Below are 16,360 nucleotides of genomic sequence, written 5' to 3' on the forward strand. Positions count from 1 at the left end.
CCTTATCCGCGATTCGGGTTAAATAAGAAGGTAACGTGGTTCGTTTTTAACTCAAGTATGAGGTGACGATATGACTAAAACAATCTTGATATTGAACAAGCAAGACTTAAGGCGAAGAGGTTGGGAATTATTTGCCGTGGTTGCCAGTCTACGAATTCTATTCTTAGTTGCAGGATATTTTTTAACTGCGTAGTAAAAACCAACGGAAGGTATTTTTTGTTGGTATCATTTCATGTTATTTATATTGATTTGGGAATGAAATGGAGAATATTTATAGATTTAGTTATGATGATCGAGAAGATGCATTACGTTCATTAGCAAATTATTATTCAATTGATTTGAGTATTTTAGAAGCTAAGTTGAAAGATATATATGGGTATATTAAAGAGCTTAAGAACATTGATTGCTATGATGAATTATCACTCAATGGGATGATGCAAAATGAAATTAGAACTATCTTAAATCCAACGCTAGTCGAAAAAGACAATGCAAAAATAAGAGTGAGTTTTTATCATCAGTTGTTCAACTGATGGAACAAAGGAGTGGTTTAAGGAAGGGCTTTTAAATAATGTCGATGGAATAGAGTGTTTTATTCGAAAAGTTGAAGATTTAGTTCCTCAAATAAAGAGTATGAATCTAAACGTAGGGTCTATAGTTGCAAAATCTAAACATAAAGCTTTTAACGAAGAAAGAAGAGAATTAGATGGTATATGTGGTTTTTATAGATACCAAGAAGCACGATCTGAAATAAGTTCATCATACGTTATTCCTGAGATCTTTGATGATTTTGGCTTGTATTTGTCTATTAAAGAAAAATTAAAATTTATACTAACTAATACAATAGTAAAATTTTATGTTGATCGAGAAGTTAATTATCTTAATGTCATATTAGAAAAATATTGGGATATACTTTGGACCACAGATGATGCGGATGATATTTATAATAGTAGTTCTAATGTAGGTATGGGGAAGACAATACCCTATGAAAATATTGAAAAAATATACGTTTTAGGCTGAAATCTAGTTTTTACAATTGATGAATTTTAATAAAACCACCTTTCGGTGGTCTTATTTTGGATACTTAAACAGACAATTGAACCTGTCTAAGTACAGCTTTTAATGTATTTGAATAATCAAATTCACTGTTCGTTGAATCCTTATAACGCCAAGCCACATAACCATCTGGACGAACCAGAACCGCACCCGATTCATGAATCTCAGATTTCTTATTCCACGTACCATACACATCACGATAATCACGTGAACCAATTTGAATCACATCCAAATAAGGCAGATCTAAAGCCTCAACCGCTTGCTTCCAACCTTTGCCTGATAGTCCAGTCAGTAAGGTAAAACGCCCTTTACCTGTGATATCTAAAGTTGAAACTTTTTGACCCTTACGATTAATCAGCCATGTATGAGGGACTTTTGCACCCGGACGTGTGGTTGCTTGTAAGTAAAGTTGCTGATCTTTTTCAAAGATTTCAGGTTCTGATTCAGCGATTACAGCATTCGAATTATAACGCTGATTCAGTTCCACGCCTTGCGCATTAAACTCAAAATTCTTGATTTCAAGTGCTTGATAAAGCTTTTGACGAATTTCAGCACCTTGTTCATCTTCAGCAAAAATGCGTTCCAGCATTTCTTTTTGTGTCGTCACACCTTGATCAAAACCAAACACGTCTTTTAAATGTTTATAGTCGAAACGAGATTGATTGGCACGTGCTACGATTTGTTTGCCCACGGGTGCACGTTCGGTTGTATAGGATTCTAAAAGAGTGGGAGCTGCCCAACCTTTAACCGCATATGCCAATTTCCAACCCAAGTTGAAAGCATCTTGCATACAAGTGTTTGAACCTAAACCACTTGAAGGAGGGTGACGATGTACGGCATCACCACCACAGAACACACGGCCTTTAGCATATTCAGTCGCCCAAGTCTGATTCACATACCAATACGATAATTTTTGAATTTCAACATCTTCAACTTCCGCACCCACAAAAGTATTTAAACGAGCACGGACTTGTTCTTCACTAACTTGAGGCTCACCTTTGGAAATGTCAAAGCCCCAACCCATAATCCACTCATTCCAAGGCGTGATCGCACGTAACAAGCCCATGCCTAGATCACCAAAACTGGCTTCAGGATTGACAATCCATTGCAAAATTGCAGGACGATGCTGTACATACTTAGACAGATCGGCTTTAAACGTCACATAGACCGTACCTGCACGAGCCATCATCCCTTCCAATGGCAAATCAACCTGTTCCACGACTTTAGAACGTGCACCATCCATACCCACTAAATATTGAGCACGTAATGTAAATTCGGTATTGGTGATACGATTTAAGAATCGAGCAGTTACGCCCTGTTCATCCTGCACGTGCGATAAATATTCGGTATTAAAATTATAGATTGCACCGCGCTCGCCTGCATTTTTAACCAAAAGTGCTTCCATTTTCGGTTGGATTAAATTCACCAAAGGACACGGACTGCCTTTGATATAATCGCCATGACGTTCATCACCTGTTCCCCAAGCACTTAATCGAGCAATTTCTTCACCGACAAGGCTGGTGGTAATCAGGCTTTCACCCATTTGATCCCATGGGGTGGCAATATCAAGCACTTGCTCTTCAATGCCTAAATCACGTAAAACTTCCATGGCACGTTGATTGGTAATATGTGCACGAGGACTATTGGCTAACCAGCTAAATTGGGTAAAGAGTTGAACTTTAATACCATAATTTGCAAGTGCTAATCCCAGTGTTGAACCTGCTGGACCTGTGCCAATAATTAAAACGTCAGTATCAAATGGTTGGGGCATGGGGACTTTCCTATTACTCATTCATGTGAAGGCTATCGAATTTCAATGCGAGTTTAGGAAAAAATCATCGTGTGCCAAAGTTGTATTCATATAAACTATCCATCTATATAATTTTAGTTCTTTTGCGTGTTGAACGCGAAGGTGTAAAATCGATTCTGCTCAGGATAAAGCACAGAATATGGAACTTCGACATTTACGCTATTTTATGACCGTGGCGCAGGAGCAAAGCTTTACCAAAGCGGCAGAAAAGCTCTATACCGCTCAGCCTTCATTAAGCCAGCAAATCAAGGACTTAGAACATGAAGTCGGTGTCGCGTTATTTGATAGAACCACTCGAAAAGTAATTTTGACTGATGAGGGGCAGGCATTTCAGAAATATGCTGAGTTAACGCTAGAAAATGCGAAACAAGCAATTGCAGTGGCGAGGCAGGTTGCACAGCAAAAAAATAATCAGATCCACATTGGATTTTTAAATGTAGCAGAATTAAAAATCATGCCGAGAATTTTTACTGAATTGAAAAATAATATTCCAGATCTTAAAATTCATTTACATAGCCTGACCTGTATTGAGCAAATTCAAAAACTTCGTAATGCAGAATTGGATATTTGTTTTACTCGTTATGAGTTGGATCATCCTGATTTTGAAAATATTCATATATTAACAGAACAGATTCATTTGGTCGGTGCGGAGCATTTGCATTCACTAAAACGTGTACTTAAAACAAGTGAATTAAAAAATCAGAATATGATTATGTGTGAGCAGAATGCATCACCAATATTTTATGAAAAATTGAATCAGTTGGTCCCTTTTGAGAAAATGGATGATCGAATACTTTGGGTGACTAATGTATTGCAACATATTAATTTGATCAATATGGGAATGGGATTAAGTTTTACACCTTCATATTTGCTCAAGTTTCTTAATCAAAATATCAAAATTATTGAAATAGATATAGAATTACCTCAACTTGGTTTATATGCGACTTATCCTCGTCAAGCAAAAAATGAGGCGTTGAGTATGACCGTAAAGACTTTAAAGCGATTGGTTGAACAAGGTATTAAAGAGCCAGTACAATGTTGAAACTGATTTATTACGTTCCTGAATCTCATCTTGAATCCACTAAACTTGCTATTTTTGAAGCGGGGGCAGGTGGGATAGGCAACTATGAACACTGTGCTTGGCAAGTCTTAGGTATGGGGCAATTTAAACCTGTTAAAGGGGCAAAGCCATATATTGGTGAAACTGATACATTAGAACAAATTCCTGAATGGCGTGTAGAAACCATTGTCCCTGAAGCTAAAGCGAAATACGTCGCTCAAGCTTTAAAATCAAGCCATCCTTATGAAGAGCCTGCTTTTGAATTTATTCAATTGATCGACATTAATTAGACGTAGATTTAAGTATTTTTGACCTTAAATCTCTTGAATAAACAGTTCACGATCAAAACGATACTGCGGAAAGAACACACCATCTTCTGCACGTTCACCTGCACCAATGACCATAATTGGATATTGTTGATGACCTAGGTTTAGAGTTTTACGAACTAAAGGTTCATCAAAACCTTCCATCATACAGCTATCAAAACCATGTGCTCGCAAAGCTAAAACCAAATTCTCACAGGCAAGTGCCGTGGTTTTGGTTGCCCATAAAATACTGTCTTCAGGTTTAAATGCAGTCACAGGCAGTTGTTTGCCGAACTGTCGTGCAACCGTGAAAGTCACCTTCTTAAAGTGACCGATGGCATTGAATAACCCGGTTTTATAATTGTAGGGAATATAGGTGTAGTATTTTTTCACCAAAGGTGGAACTTCAGGAAAAGGAAATTCATTGATATTTCGTTTTGCCATTTCATCTAAGCGATCAGTACGTGCAACACAGACAATCAACTCTGCAGCCGTGCGAGCAGCCCACTGATTCAAGCAAGCTTTAACGATGGCTTTTTTCATTGAATCAGATTTAACAACATAGAATGTCCACGGCTGAAGGTTAGAGGAATTGGGCGCGAGCAAAGCCATATCTAAGCAATCATTTAAAACTTCAGCTGGAATCGCTTTGTCGGTAAATTTGCGCACTGAACGACGGCTTTTCACCACAGATTTAAAGTTTTCGACATCAATGTTTTGCGGTGCTGTTTCGATATATCTTTTCTTGTGATTAGAACTGGAATTCATCATATTTACTTATTTCAACCACATTTAGTTAGAAAAGCTCATCGAATATGAAAAACGATGAGCCATACACAGACATTAATTAGCCTAAACCAATCATGAGTTAAATTGAGTAAAATCTGGTTTACGTTTTTGCATAAAAGCGCCCACAGCTTCCATCATCTCAGGTGAGCCAACACGTTGCATAAAGATTTCAGCTTCATGGTCAATCCATTCGATGATTTCTTTTACATTGTGCTTCATCAACGCTTTACTTTGTACCAATGAGGCAAGTGGTAATGCAGCAAGGGTCTGCGCTTGCTGAGTTGCTTTTGCATAAGCATCCTCTTCAATACTGTTTACTAGACCCATTTGAAGTGCTTTTTCACTATTGAACTTTTGTGCAGTTAGCAGTAATTCAGCTGCCTGATGATAACCGGCTTGTTCAACTAATAGTTTGCTTGATGCACCTTCAGGAGACAAACCCAGGCTTACAAATGGAATTTGGAAGAGTGCAGTATTGTCTGTATAGACCAAATCCGCATGGAGCAAAATCGTTACCCCAATTCCAATCGCAACACCTCGAACGGCGATGATTAAAGGCTTAGAAAATTTGGCGGCAGATTTGAGTAAAACAAAGGGAGGGCCGTCTTGTGGACGAATCTGATCCTTCATTGCTACAGACTTCATAAAGTCCTGCATGTCATTGCCAGCACTAAAATCAGCATCAGCACCACGTAAAATCACCACACGAACGGTTTTATCTTGATCTGCTTCATCCAAAGCATTTGCGATCCAAAGATAAAGTTCAGCATACAGCGCATTTTTCGCTTGAGGGCGATTGATGGCTAAAGTCAGCACCCCATTATCAAGGTTTGCATTTAAATGTTCATGTGGTTGTTGAATACAGCTTAGCGTCATCGTACTATCCTTGCTTTAAGACTTCATTTAATTTTATGCATTCATTATGTCGCATATTTTTTTTGTAGACACAACTGATGAGTTCATAAAAAGTTAATTCATTATGAAATATACATTTGATTATTTAGTTTACATTGGTCGTTTTCAGCCTTTCCATTTGGCACATATGCAAACCATTAAAATTGCTTTGGAAAAGAGCCAAAATGTCATTCTAGCTTTAGGTTCAGCCCAAAATGAACGCAATATCAAAAATCCATTTTCGGCTGAAGAACGTGAACAGATGATTCTTTCAAATTTTTCGAAAGAAGATCAAGCACGAATCCACTTTGTCCATGTGATTGATGTTTATAATGATGAAAAGTGGCAAAAACTGGTCAAATCATTGGTGGCAGAAGTCGTTCAACTGAATGATAGAGTCGGTTTAATTGGGCATTTCAAAGATGATTCATCTTATTATTTAAAATTCTTTCCAGAATGGCAAATGCTCGAACTGGAGAGTTTAAAAGGTGCAATTTCTGCGACGCCGTTACGTGAAGCATATTATCGTGGTGCGATTATCGAGCGTGAGTTTCCATTGGGAACACAACAGTTCTTAGAAGAATTTAAAAAAACAGAAATCTATCAGCAACTCAGATTGAAGTTTGAACAAAATGACAAAAGCAATTTAGACCAAGCAATCTAAATTAAAGCAATTTAGTTAACAGCTAAGTTTTCCATTGTGTAAGAAGTATTCTGATTTCGATGATCATTTCATTTACAGCCTATTCTTTTAATGAGAATAGGTAGCTTTGAATGCTAAAGTTGAAAAGCTGTCAAATTCAAAAGTCCCACTTAAAAACTAGATTAAGAATTGATCAATCAGAAAGTAGCTTAATTTATAAAGCTAAACTTCATGTGAGTACAGAGTATTCATATTTTGTTGAGCTGATTGTTTTAGGATTTCAGTTAATTGCTTCAATTGAGGTGACTGATGTTTCCAGTGATGCCAATACAAACTCACTTTTAGTATCGTATTTGGAATCACATGAATTAACTTTTCATGTTTAAGCGCTTCTTCAGCCTGAAATTCAGGGATCCAACCAAAACCTAAGCCTGCATCAATAGCATCATAAAAGGCACTATAAGAAGGAATGGCATGTTGAGGATATTGATTTGAGTAAAGTCCAAAACTTTCCAAGATAAAGTCAGTATGTAAGCGATCCTTGTCATTGAAAATCACAGCAGGAGCGTGTCTTAAGCTTTCACGATCACAGCCCTTTGGAAACCATTCTTTTATAAACTGCGGCGTTGCCAACAGGTGATAGCGCATATCTCCTAGATATTCAGCAACACAACCTTTCATCGCATCTGATTGTGTGGTTAAGCAAGCATTAACACGACCCGCTTCAAGTAAATGATGAGTTTGAGACTGATCATCCACATGGAAATGCAGGGTGATTCGATGTTGTTTTAGACTGTCCTGAATACATGGGAGTAACCAAGAAGCCAAAGAGTCTGCGTTGGTGGCAATGTTGAGTTGAAAGAAATCATGCTCAAGGTTTTTTCCGCCTAAGTCTTGAAAGAGGCTTTGTTCTAATAATTTTTGATGTTGTAAATAATGAACTAAGGTTTCACCTGCTTGAGTAACGCGACAAGGTCGGTCTCGAACCAATAATAAATGTCCCAGTTGTTTTTCAAGTTGTTGCACTCTTAAAGTCACAGCGGATGCAGTGATATTCAATACTTGAGCCGCCAAATCAAAACTCCCTGTTTGAGCAACAGCAAAAAAAGCTTCGGTTTGTTTATGATTTAACATTAAGCTAACTAAATTTATTTTAGATAAATTGATATTAACTCAGTTTTAATGATTTAAAAGAATTTTCGAGAATAATGAACCCATTCATCAATGGGGGAGATTCAATGTTTGAGATTTTAGCTTTTTTTAAAGGAGGATTAGAGCAATTTAAAGGCGCTGAATTTTATGCAGTGATCAGTGGTTTTTTGATTGGCTTGAGTCTGATTATTGCGATTGGAGCACAAAATGCTTTTATCTTGAAACAAGGTTTAAAACAACATTATGTCTTTTTAATTTGTACCATCTGTGCATTTTCAGATTCTTTGCTTATATTGTTAGGTGTAGCTGGCTTTGCTCAAGTGATTCAAAACTACCCTCAGGTCATAGAATTTTCAAAATACTTTGGTGCATTATTTTTAATGGTTTATGGTGTACAGCATTTCTATAGTGCTTTTAAACATCAAAAATCGCTCTGGCTAAAAGAAGCTCATCCAGATCATTTACTGAAAGTCATCGCGCTTTGTTTGGCTTTTACATGGCTGAATCCGCATGTTTATCTTGATACTGTGGTTTTAGTTGGCTCCATTTCCACTCAATATGATGCTTATAAATGGTGGTTCGCATTCGGTGCGGTATGCTCATCGTGGCTGTTCTTTTTTAGCTTGGGTTATGCAACGAAGTTTCTAATTCCATTTTTTCAAAATGCAAAGGCTTGGAAGATATTGGATAGCGTGATTGGCATCATAATGTGGTCAATCGCGATCAGTTTATTATTGTCTGTCTGATTTTATTTGATTTAATTTTTTTTAATCGCATTTATATGGCATGAATCTATATGGAGTGAATCAAACAATATCGAGATCGATGCAAGCTGAGTCAATTGATAAGTAAATGATCAGCTTACATCGTTCTGTCAAATCTTAAGCTTGTAAAGCTTTTAGATCTTCTAAAACTTGTTCAGCATGACCCGCTGCTTTCACTTTACGATATTCTTTTACTAACTTGCCGTTGTTGAAAATAAACGTAGAACGCTCAATGCCCATCACTTTTTTACCGTACATATTCTTTTCTTTGATCACATCAAAGTGTTGACACAAGACTTCTTCTTTATCACTGATCAAATCAATGGTGAGGGCTTGTTTTTCAGTAAAGTTCTGATGTGCTTTCACTGAATCACGAGAGATTCCATAGATCGTTGTATTCAATGCGTCAAACTGGTCTTTAAGGCATGAAAAACCTACAGCTTGAGTGGTACAGCCGGGTGTTGAGTCTTTAGGGTAAAAATATAAAATCAGCCATTCAGCATTGAGCTCACTAAGGTTCACTTCAGAGTGTGTAGTTGGGAATATTTGATTCGGAAGGGTGATATCGCTCATTATTAATCTCTCAATGTTTAAAATAAGTATAGCTGAATTGGGCCGTTATAAAATTGAATGATTTGAAGTGAACTCTTAATTTTGAGTGTCCCACAGTTCTACTTTGATAAAATTTAAGTAAAAATAAAGCCACGCATTGGTGGCTTTATTGGATGTAGAAATCAATTATTTCTTTTGCATGCCTGCAAGTTTAGTATCGAGTGCAGTACCTAAACATGCTTTCACTTTTGGCTGTTCGGATTTACCAAATTTTTGCATTAAACCAACATATTTATCTTTATCTTTCGCATTTTGAGCACTTTGCAATTCCCATTGATCTGCATTGGTCATACGACCTTGAGATTCAACATTACATTTACAAAGTTGGGTCACTTCAGTTTTAGATAAAACTTTTGCAGCACCCATTTTATTTTGCTCTTCAACACAGGCATTGATTAAGCCTTGTTTGATATTGCTAGATTTATAAATCGATTGTAATTTTGTTTGGTTATCAGTAGCTGGAGCCGCGAAAGTTGAAGCAGAAAATAAAGTAGCGACAGCAAAAACACTAGAAAGAAAAATATTTGATTTCATCAGTAAAAAAATCCTATTTACTCTGGAATGTAACGAGTCGGATCAGTAACAGCTGCATCAGCAAAACCTTGTTTGCGCAAACGGCAACTGTCACACGTTCCACAAGCTCGACCGAGGTTGTCAGCTTGATAGCAAGACACCGTTTGACTGTAGTCTACGCCATGTTCAATGCCTAAGCGAATGATATTTGCTTTGGATAAATGTAACAGAGGTGTTTCAAATTTAAGAGGTTTTCCTTCGACACCAACCTTAGTTGCAAGTCGAGCCATATTGGCAAAAGCCTCAATAAATTCTGGACGACAGTCTGGATACCCAGAATAATCAACAGCATTGATGCCAATCACAATCGCTTCAGCTTCAAAAACTTCTGCAGCTGCGAGGGCATATGACAAGAAAATAGTGTTACGTGCTGGAACATAAGTTACAGGAATACCACTTTGCTCATGATCAGGGACTTCAATGCTGTGATCTGTTAAGGCAGAGCCACCTAAATTACCCAAATCAATGTTGATGACGCGATGTTCAACACCTGCTTTTTGAGTGAGTTCACGTGCGGCATCAAGTTCAGTGGTTGAGCGTTGACCATACATAAAACTGATTGCTATACATTCATAACGTGCTTGTGCCCAAGCGAGACAGGTTGTTGAATCGAGTCCACCAGATAACAAGACAATGGCACGAGGACGCATAGGAGAACTCCACAAAACATGAAAAATAAAACGTTATTATAGCCTTAATTTGAGCATTTGGTTGAAAGCTTCATCGTATTCAATACATTCAAAAAAACCGATCACTATTTAGTATTAAAATCTTAAAAATGTGATTGAAAACTAGTTTTTATTAACTATAATTGACCAGTGGTTGATAAATATACAAACAAGCTAAACAATAAAAATTAGGGATAGCAAATGAAAAAAATGACTTGCCTTGTACTAGGGGTTGCATGCTTTGCAGCGCCTGCATGGGCTGTAGAAATACTCACAGACGATGAATTGTCATTACTCACAGGGCAAGATGGCTTGACCATCAGCGTTGTGCCCACTGGACCAATACAGGCTGAAGTGATTTATCACGATAATGACGGTCTTGGAAATGCGCTCATCGGAGGTACAAAACAAGCGGGTGCGCTTATTTTTGGTACTGCAGATGGCAAAGGTAATAATCCACTTTCTCTATCCTCTGGTTCTGCCAATATCAATGTCATTCTTAAAATTGACACAGATGCAGGACAAGGTGCTGATGGGGCTTTTGTGAATGTTGGGGTGAGTGTTCCTCAAGATCTTACGATTAATACCGGTGATATTTGGGTCGGGGCTTCTAACCAAAAAGTTGGTGCTGTGCGTGGATATACCAACGCAACCAAAATTTTAGATAATATGAAAGTGTATATCTCGAATCTCAATACCAATATTCAATTAGGTTCGACCCCACAAGGTGGTTTACTCAGTATGAATGGTATTTTCAAAGATGGTTTGCGTATCGAAGGTTATAAGTTAAATGACCATGGCGGCGGTGGTTCTTTGGGTATGGAATATATTAGCTTGCAAAACTCACAACCCGGTCGTTTTGGCGTTACCAATCTAGATTTCGATGTCGCTGGATCAGTCAAAGAAGATGGGCTGAATCTTAAAATAAATCGCTTAGGAGATGCTGGTGGCATTAATGCCATGATTTGGGGCGTGAGCGCGGGTGATCTCAATAATCCGAATACTAAATCATTTGGAGATATAGAGATCAGAGGGCTGAACTTAAATGGAACGACGATTAAAGTCACTGGACACTAATTTTGAATGTTTATTCTAGATGCTTAAACATATAGGTGTTGATCTGTAAAATATAGAATTTTAATAAAAGCATCTTCAATCAATTGTGAAGATGCTTTTGTTTTATAAACTAAAAATAAAAAACTTAACGTCCAGTTTCATCATTCCATAATAATTTATGCAGTTGAAGCTGAAAACGAACAGGGATGTGGTCTTCTAAAATCCATTGTGCAAGATCACGTGCTAACTGAGGTAAACGGACAGCGCCTTTTTCGATGGCAAAAGCAGGTGAGAACCAAACCGTACTGACTTTCTCATTGAGCTTGTATTGCTCAACTTGAAATTTAGACCATTCGTAATCTTCACGATTACATATCACAAATTTGATTTGATCATGTTGAGTCAAGTGGTCAAGATTAGACATTAAATTGCGCTTATCTTCACCCGACGTCGGTGTTTTTAAATCAAGCACTTTAGAAACACGAGGATCTACTCTAGACACATCTAACGCACCGCTGGTTTCTAAAGAAACTTCACAACCTAAATCCGCTAATTTTTGCATTAGTGGAAGTGCATTTGGCTGCGCCAGTGGTTCACCACCTGTCACGCAGACATAAGGCGTTTTGAAATCCAAAGTGGTTTGAATGATTTCTTCTAAAGATTGACGTTCACCACCTTCGAATGAATAGGTCGTATCGCAATAGCTACAGCGCAGAGGACATCCTGTCAGACGAATAAAGACTGTCGGTAAGCCTAAGGTATTGGCTTCACCTTGTAATGAATAAAATATCTCCGTGATACGTAAGCCCGCAGACGGATCAGTAACAGGGATAGTAGAAGAACGGAGCGCACTCATTATAAAATTACCATCAATACAAAAAATAAAATCTCTACGATCATGTCTGACCGTAGAGACGCAAGACTATTGTAGTCCTCAGAGATTAAGCAGATTTTAATCTTCGCGTAATAAATCATTCAAACTCGTTTTAGAACGTGTTTGTGCATCCACTTTTTTTACGATAATTGCAGCATATAAGCTGTATGTACCGCATTTAGACGGAAGGCTACCAGCCACAACCACAGAACCTGCTGGTACGCGACCATAATGGATTTCGCCAGTCGCACGGTCATAAATCTTAGTCGATTGACCAATGAATACGCCCATTGAAATCACAGAACCTTCTTCGACCACAACACCTTCAACGATTTCTGAACGAGCACCAATGAAGCAATTGTCTTCAATAATCGTCGGATTCGCTTGAAGGGGTTCAAGTACACCACCGATCCCTACACCGCCTGATAAATGCACATTTTTGCCAATTTGAGCACATGAACCTACAGTCGCCCATGTATCCACCATTGTGCCTTCATCTACATAAGCGCCGATGTTCACATAAGAAGGCATTAAGATCACGCCTTTAGCTTGAAAAGAGCCTTTGCGTGCAACAGCGGGAGGAACAACACGAACACCGACTGCTTTGAACTGCTCTTCAGTCCAACCGTTGAATTTGGTCTCTACTTTGTCGTAGAAACGAAGATCACATGACTCAATTGGTTTATTATCATTGATTTTAAAAGATAATAATACCGCTTTCTTTAACCATTGATGAACAACCCACTCACCATTAATTTTTTCAGCTACACGTAGTGTGCCATTGTCTAATCCAGCAATAGCTTCCTCTACTGCTTGACGGATTTCAGTAGGGCAATCAACCGCTGTAAAGTTAGCGCGATCTTCAAATGCTTGTTCAATGATTGTTGAAAGCTGAGACATCGTCTTGTCTATCCTTAAAAATTTTTAAAGATTCTACAGTAAAAGCCCCAAAATTTAGAAAAAAATCACATGCCTGTACAAAAAATTGATTCGTATTTTCTGAAGCAAAAGAAAAAGTAATGAATTGATTAATTGGTGAGCATGTAAAACTCTTTAAAAACAACAAGTAGAACATAATTGTATCAAAAAATAACAAAAAATAATCAATTTGTGGCTTAATAGTGAGGCAATTATCGTCTATGATTCTTGCGAGTCGAAACACATTAATGATTAAAGAACAACTCATTATCTTGAGGAGAAATAAATGAAAGTGTTTAAATTACTTGCAGTGTCTGTTGCGTTGACAACTTCTGGTCTGGCTATGGCTGAAACTCAAGTTGTTCAAAGCGGTAACGTATTTGAAGCAAATCAATTGATCCCTACAGGCGTACGTGCTGAAGTAGGTACAACTGGTTATGGTGGTGCTTTACTTTGGACTGCGAACCCATATGTAGGTTTGGCGCTAGGTTATAACGGCGGTGACATTTCTTGGTCTGATGATTTGTCAATTAATGGTACAAAATACGATTTAGATATGGATAACAGCGTTGGTTATTTAAATGCTGAAATCCGTCCTTGGGGTGCAAGCGAAAATGTATGGGCTCAAGGTCTATATATGGCAGCGGGTGTTGGATATATCGACAACGAATATGGTTTAGATAAGCGTAACAAAAATGCTGAAGGTTCACTCAAAGTTGATGACGTAAGCTACACAGGTCTTGGTGGTGTACGTGGTACTCAAAGTTACAAAAATGATTTCGCTCCATATGTAGGTTTGGGTTTCGCACCTAAAGTGACTAAAAATATTGGCGTATTTGGTGAAGTTGGTGCTTTCTATACAGGTAACCCTTCTGTTAATTTAGAAAGTTATGGTAATTTAACGAATGGTGCTGGTGGTGCTCCGATCGATGTATCTGTACAACGTGAAGAAGACAAAATCCGTAACGACGATAAATACGAATGGCTTCCAGTTGGTAAAGTGGGTTTAAGCTTCCACTGGTAAGATCCAAATAAAAAAACGAGCTTCGGCTCGTTTTTTTTGTCTCATCTTTGATTCTTTGATTTATTAATGATTAAAAAAGGAGCTAAGGCTCCTATTTCGATGTTGATCAATCTATCGATCAATCATCAGGATACGCAATTTTCTTAAGGGCTTTAATATCGGCACTTGGTGCACAGAGTGAAATAAACTCATAACCATAACCACGAAGTAAATGTCCTTTACGAACGGCAATCCAAGTAGTATTTACGCCAAATAAATCAGTATGAATTTGTTTTAATCGATGATCACGTTCAGTGTCATAAGCGACATCATTGACAATGCCTAAGCCCATCCCCAGTTCTACATAAGTTTTGATGACATCGGCATCCAGTGCTGACATCACTAAATCTACATCGAGTTCCGCTTCTTCAAATGCTTTATCGATTTTAGAACGACCTGTAAAACCGCCGTGATAAGTAATGATCGGATGTTCAGCCAAACGTTCTAATGTGATTTCACGTGGGTTGAGTTGAGCTAAAGGGTGGTTTTGTGGGGTAATAATGCAATGTTTCCAATTATAGAAAGGTACACTGGCTAAATTGTCTTCTGTCGTTAATGACTCAGTTGCAATACCGATATCTGCAGCACCTGTAAGTAACATTTCCGAAATTTCAACAGGGCTGGCTTGTTGTAAAATCAAATGAACTTTTGGAAATAACTTTTTGAATGAATTGACGATTGGCGGTAGTACATAACGTGCTTGAGTATGTGTGGTAGCAATCGTCAGCGTCCCTTCATCTACGCGGTTAAAATCATCTGCTAGGCGTTTAATATTGTCTGCATCAACTAACATACGCTCAACTATGCCAAGTAATGATTGACCTGGTTCAGTGAGGCCAAGCAAGCGTTTACCTTTACGAATAAACAGTTGTACGCCAAGCTCATCTTCTAAATCTTTAATATGCTTGCTCACACCCGATTGAGAAGTATAAAGTGCAGCAGAGGCCTCTGTTAAATTAAAATTTTGTCTAACGGTTTCACGAATAATTCTTAATTGTTGGAAATTCATATTTTTCTATCCTGAAAAGGATGGGGCAGTTGAATGCCCCATTTTACTATGTGTTAAGCCACTTGATTTGCAAATAGATGCAAGGTATTGGTGCTTAACCAAACCGTTTGATTTGGACGGAACTGATGGCGTTTGGCTTCATCGGGCGTAAGCAAGATTTCAATCAGATTACCTTGACGACTTTGCAATTCTGCAACCACTTTCCCTGCAATCCAAACTTCTCGCAGGAAAGTGGCTTGGAAGGCATTTTCAGTCGGTTGAGCGTGAATGGTCAGCTCATCTGGGCGAACAAAAGCAATCACGTCACCTTGTGGAGAATCTTTGGCTTGTGGCACTTGAATACGATCTTCACCGATTTGAATGATGCCATTGTGGTTTTGACCTTCAAAGCGATTTGCTTGACCTAAGAAGTCAAATACAAATGGAGTCGCAGGCTTTTCATAGACTTCACGGGGTGAACCAATTTGTTCGACATTACCTTTGTTCATCACAATAATTTGATCAGCAACTTCTAACGCTTCTTCTTGGTCATGTGTCACGAAAATTGACGTGATGTGTAATTCATCGTGTAAGGTTCTTAACCACCGACGCAATTCTTTACGAACTTTGGCATCTAACGCACCAAATGGTTCGTCCAGTAACAATACACGAGGCTCAACAGCCAAAGCACGTGCAAGAGCGATACGTTGTCGTTGACCGCCTGAAAGCTGTGCAGGGTAGCGATCAGCCAAGAAGCCTAATTGAACGAGGTCTAATAAACGCGTGACACGTTTTTTAATTTCAGATTCAGAAGGTCGCGTCGCACGTGGTCGAACACGTAGACCAAACGCGATATTGTCGAACACAGTCATGTGACGGAACAAAGCATAGTGTTGAAATACGAAACCGACTTGACGTTCACGAACGTGGACATTGGTTGAGTCTTCACCCTCTAGAATGACTTGACCACTATCTGCAGACTCTAAACCTGCGATGATACGTAGCAGTGTGGTTTTACCACAGCCTGAAGGGCCTAATAATGCAACCAATTGACCATCTGGAAAATCGAGAGAGATATTATTGAGTGCATGGAATGCACCAAAGTGTTTTTCAATATTTTTGACTTGAATACTCATGC

Annotated in this window: 20 protein-coding genes; 9 read left to right on the plus strand and 11 right to left on the minus strand. The window is 38.3% G+C overall.

Features of this window, described 5'->3' with window-relative positions:
- Window positions 1-70: 70 nt before the first annotated feature.
- The 3 genes from AC5YD2_RS09125 to AC5YD2_RS09135 all read left to right on the plus strand — a co-directional run bounded on the left by AC5YD2_RS09125 (window position 71) and on the right by AC5YD2_RS09135 (window position 1,017).
- Entirely contained in the window at window positions 71-193 is a 123-nt protein-coding gene (locus AC5YD2_RS09125; protein ID WP_496126030.1) for a KGW motif small protein, read from the plus strand.
- A gap of 67 nt (window positions 194-260) precedes the next feature.
- On the plus strand, window positions 261-530 hold the full coding sequence (locus tag AC5YD2_RS09130; protein WP_496126031.1) for a hypothetical protein: 270 nt from the start codon (window positions 261-263) through the stop codon (window positions 528-530).
- Window positions 531-630: 100 nt separating this feature from the next.
- Complete coding sequence (locus AC5YD2_RS09135) at window positions 631-1,017, plus strand: hypothetical protein (protein WP_496126032.1); 387 nt, start codon at window positions 631-633, stop codon at window positions 1,015-1,017.
- A 64-nt stretch (window positions 1,018-1,081) separates the two neighbouring features.
- On the opposite strand, the gene AC5YD2_RS09140 is transcribed toward AC5YD2_RS09135, so the two are convergent.
- Window positions 1,082-2,824: an FAD-dependent monooxygenase gene (locus tag AC5YD2_RS09140; RefSeq protein ID WP_496126033.1), complete on the minus strand. Its 1,743-nt coding sequence runs from the start codon at window positions 2,822-2,824 to the stop codon at window positions 1,082-1,084.
- Window positions 2,825-3,002: 178 nt separating this feature from the next.
- Here AC5YD2_RS09140 and AC5YD2_RS09145 point away from each other — a divergent pair, with 178 nt between their 5' ends.
- Window positions 3,003-3,905: a LysR family transcriptional regulator gene (locus AC5YD2_RS09145; protein WP_496126034.1), complete on the plus strand. Its 903-nt coding sequence runs from the start codon at window positions 3,003-3,005 to the stop codon at window positions 3,903-3,905.
- Entirely contained in the window at window positions 3,899-4,213 is a 315-nt protein-coding gene (locus AC5YD2_RS09150) for an NGG1p interacting factor NIF3 (RefSeq protein WP_496126035.1), read from the plus strand. The genes AC5YD2_RS09145 and AC5YD2_RS09150 overlap by 7 nt, the downstream gene beginning before the upstream one ends.
- Before the next feature lie 24 nt (window positions 4,214-4,237).
- Here the strand turns inward: AC5YD2_RS09150 and AC5YD2_RS09155 are convergent, their stop codons facing one another.
- Together AC5YD2_RS09155 and AC5YD2_RS09160 are read right to left on the minus strand one after the other, a co-directional pair.
- A complete protein-coding gene (locus AC5YD2_RS09155) occupies window positions 4,238-4,996 on the minus strand; it encodes a nitroreductase family protein (protein WP_496126036.1) in 759 nt (252 codons plus the stop codon).
- A gap of 93 nt (window positions 4,997-5,089) precedes the next feature.
- The gene (locus tag AC5YD2_RS09160) at window positions 5,090-5,893 is read right to left on the minus strand and encodes an enoyl-CoA hydratase-related protein (protein WP_496126037.1); all 804 of its coding nucleotides are present in this window, start codon (window positions 5,891-5,893) and stop codon (window positions 5,090-5,092) included.
- A 103-nt stretch (window positions 5,894-5,996) separates the two neighbouring features.
- On the opposite strand from AC5YD2_RS09160, the gene AC5YD2_RS09165 reads away from it, so the two are divergent.
- A complete protein-coding gene (locus AC5YD2_RS09165) occupies window positions 5,997-6,575 on the plus strand; it encodes a nicotinate-nicotinamide nucleotide adenylyltransferase (RefSeq protein WP_496126038.1) in 579 nt (192 codons plus the stop codon).
- A gap of 201 nt (window positions 6,576-6,776) precedes the next feature.
- Here AC5YD2_RS09165 and AC5YD2_RS09170 read toward each other — a convergent pair whose 3' ends face one another.
- Window positions 6,777-7,688: a LysR family transcriptional regulator ArgP gene (locus tag AC5YD2_RS09170; protein ID WP_496126039.1), complete on the minus strand. Its 912-nt coding sequence runs from the start codon at window positions 7,686-7,688 to the stop codon at window positions 6,777-6,779.
- A 104-nt stretch (window positions 7,689-7,792) separates the two neighbouring features.
- Between AC5YD2_RS09170 and AC5YD2_RS09175 the strand changes: the two genes are divergently transcribed.
- Complete coding sequence (locus AC5YD2_RS09175) at window positions 7,793-8,452, plus strand: LysE/ArgO family amino acid transporter (protein ID WP_496126040.1); 660 nt, start codon at window positions 7,793-7,795, stop codon at window positions 8,450-8,452.
- A gap of 135 nt (window positions 8,453-8,587) precedes the next feature.
- Here AC5YD2_RS09175 and AC5YD2_RS09180 read toward each other — a convergent pair whose 3' ends face one another.
- From AC5YD2_RS09180 to queC, 3 genes are all read right to left on the minus strand, one after another.
- Window positions 8,588-9,043, minus strand: coding sequence for a peroxiredoxin (locus tag AC5YD2_RS09180; protein ID WP_496126041.1), 456 nt, complete (start codon window positions 9,041-9,043; stop codon window positions 8,588-8,590).
- A gap of 165 nt (window positions 9,044-9,208) precedes the next feature.
- Complete coding sequence (locus AC5YD2_RS09185) at window positions 9,209-9,616, minus strand: hypothetical protein (RefSeq protein WP_496126042.1); 408 nt, start codon at window positions 9,614-9,616, stop codon at window positions 9,209-9,211.
- Window positions 9,617-9,633: 17 nt separating this feature from the next.
- Window positions 9,634-10,305, minus strand: a complete 672-nt coding sequence (queC, locus tag AC5YD2_RS09190) for a 7-cyano-7-deazaguanine synthase QueC (protein ID WP_496126043.1) — start codon at window positions 10,303-10,305, stop codon at window positions 9,634-9,636.
- Between the two features lie 219 nt (window positions 10,306-10,524).
- Between queC and filA the strand changes: the two genes are divergently transcribed.
- The gene (filA, locus tag AC5YD2_RS09195; RefSeq protein WP_496126044.1) at window positions 10,525-11,400 is read left to right on the plus strand and encodes a putative pilus system protein FilA; all 876 of its coding nucleotides are present in this window, start codon (window positions 10,525-10,527) and stop codon (window positions 11,398-11,400) included.
- A 124-nt stretch (window positions 11,401-11,524) separates the two neighbouring features.
- Here the strand turns inward: filA and queE are convergent, their stop codons facing one another.
- Both queE and dapD read right to left on the minus strand, forming a co-directional pair.
- Complete coding sequence (gene queE, locus AC5YD2_RS09200) at window positions 11,525-12,235, minus strand: 7-carboxy-7-deazaguanine synthase QueE (RefSeq protein ID WP_496126045.1); 711 nt, start codon at window positions 12,233-12,235, stop codon at window positions 11,525-11,527.
- Window positions 12,236-12,331: 96 nt separating this feature from the next.
- Window positions 12,332-13,153, minus strand: a complete 822-nt coding sequence (dapD, locus tag AC5YD2_RS09205; protein WP_496126046.1) for a 2,3,4,5-tetrahydropyridine-2,6-dicarboxylate N-succinyltransferase — start codon at window positions 13,151-13,153, stop codon at window positions 12,332-12,334.
- A 304-nt stretch (window positions 13,154-13,457) separates the two neighbouring features.
- Here dapD and carO point away from each other — a divergent pair, with 304 nt between their 5' ends.
- Window positions 13,458-14,195, plus strand: a complete 738-nt coding sequence (gene carO, locus AC5YD2_RS09210) for an ornithine uptake porin CarO (protein WP_496126047.1) — start codon at window positions 13,458-13,460, stop codon at window positions 14,193-14,195.
- A gap of 118 nt (window positions 14,196-14,313) precedes the next feature.
- Here carO and AC5YD2_RS09215 read toward each other — a convergent pair whose 3' ends face one another.
- Together AC5YD2_RS09215 and AC5YD2_RS09220 are read right to left on the minus strand one after the other, a co-directional pair.
- The gene (locus tag AC5YD2_RS09215) at window positions 14,314-15,243 is read right to left on the minus strand and encodes a CysB family HTH-type transcriptional regulator (protein ID WP_496126049.1); all 930 of its coding nucleotides are present in this window, start codon (window positions 15,241-15,243) and stop codon (window positions 14,314-14,316) included.
- A gap of 53 nt (window positions 15,244-15,296) precedes the next feature.
- The gene (locus tag AC5YD2_RS09220) at window positions 15,297-16,358 is read right to left on the minus strand and encodes a sulfate/molybdate ABC transporter ATP-binding protein (RefSeq protein WP_496126050.1); all 1,062 of its coding nucleotides are present in this window, start codon (window positions 16,356-16,358) and stop codon (window positions 15,297-15,299) included.
- Window positions 16,359-16,360: the final 2 nt, after the last annotated feature.

The sequence above is a fragment of the Acinetobacter sp. CY73 genome (genome assembly GCF_059515865.1).